The organism is Aquimarina callyspongiae (assembly GCF_034322225.1).
Taxonomy (GTDB): domain Bacteria; phylum Bacteroidota; class Bacteroidia; order Flavobacteriales; family Flavobacteriaceae; genus Aquimarina.
Genome location: NZ_JAXLPA010000014.1, coordinates 3,646 through 5,355 on the forward strand (window position 1 = coordinate 3,646; position 1,710 = coordinate 5,355).

Sequence of the window (1,710 nt, forward strand, 5' to 3'; positions counted from 1 at the left end):
ATTCTTGTCTACCTTAAAGGTAAATCTCTAGAAAGGAGGTGTTCCAGCCGCACCTTCCGGTACGGCTACCTTGTTACGACTTAGCCCCAGTTACCAGTTTTACCCTAGGCCGCTCCTTACGGTGACGGACTTCAGGTACCCCCAGCTTCCATGGCTTGACGGGCGGTGTGTACAAGGCCCGGGAACGTATTCACCGGATCATGGCTGATATCCGATTACTAGCGATTCCAGCTTCACGGAGTCGAGTTGCAGACTCCGATCCGAACTGTGACCGGCTTTATAGATTCGCTCCTTGTCACCAAGTGGCTGCTCTCTGTACCGGCCATTGTAGCACGTGTGTGGCCCAGGACGTAAGGGCCGTGATGATTTGACGTCATCCCCACCTTCCTCGCGGTTTGCACCGGCAGTCTTGCTAGAGTTCCCGACATTACTCGATGGCAACTAACAACAGGGGTTGCGCTCGTTATAGGACTTAACCTGACACCTCACGGCACGAGCTGACGACAACCATGCAGCACCTTGTAATCTGTCCGAAGAAAAAACCATCTCTGGTCCTGTCAGACTACATTTAAGCCCTGGTAAGGTTCCTCGCGTATCATCGAATTAAACCACATGCTCCACCGCTTGTGCGGGCCCCCGTCAATTCCTTTGAGTTTCATTCTTGCGAACGTACTCCCCAGGTGGGTTACTTATCACTTTCGCTTAGCCACTCAGATCGAAATCCGAACAGCTAGTAACCATCGTTTACGGCGTGGACTACCAGGGTATCTAATCCTGTTCGCTACCCACGCTTTCGTCCCTTAGCGTCAATCAATTGTTAGTGATCTGCCTTCGCAATCGGTATTCTGTGTAATATCTATGCATTTCACCGCTACACTACACATTCTAACCACTTCACAATGATTCAAGACCAGCAGTATCAATGGCAATTTTACGGTTGAGCCGCAAACTTTCACCACTGACTTACTGACCCGCCTACGGACCCTTTAAACCCAATGATTCCGGATAACGCTTGGATCCTCCGTATTACCGCGGCTGCTGGCACGGAGTTAGCCGATCCTTATTCGTAGAGTACCGTCAGAGCTCTACACGTAGAGCGGTTTCTTCCTCTATAAAAGTAGTTTACAACCCATAGGGCAGTCTTCCTACACGCGGCATGGCTGGATCAGAGTTGCCTCCATTGTCCAATATTCCTCACTGCTGCCTCCCGTAGGAGTCTGGTCCGTGTCTCAGTACCAGTGTGGGGGATCTCCCTCTCAGGACCCCTATCTATCGTAGCCTTGGTATGCCGTTACCATACCAACTAGCTAATAGAACGCATAGCCATCTTATATCAATAAATCTTTAATTAATCAGTGATGCCACTAATTAATACTATGGGGTATTAATCCAAATTTCTCTGGGCTATCTCCCAATATAAGGTAGGTTCTATACGCGTTACGCACCCGTGCGCCGGTCGTCAGCAAGATTGCAAGCAATCTCCTGTTACCCCTCGACTTGCATGTGTTAAGCCTGCCGCTAGCGTTCATCCTGAGCCAGGATCAAACTCTTCATCGTTTGTTCTTAAATATTGTAAAACAATACAACGGAATTTTTAATCGTATCTCTAAAATGATTCTAGTCTTTTAATTCTTAATTTGCATCTAATTATAAATAATCAAATACGCGCTGTCAATCAATATGTCTATGAACTTTTTCTATAACTAAAGT

The 1,710-nt window shown here is 47.5% G+C and carries 1 rRNA gene; it reads right to left on the minus strand.

From position 1 onward, the window contains the following. Positions 1-31: 31 nt before the first annotated feature. Positions 32-1,557: ribosomal RNA gene (locus U0D62_RS25480) — 16S ribosomal RNA — on the minus strand. Positions 1,558-1,710: the final 153 nt, after the last annotated feature.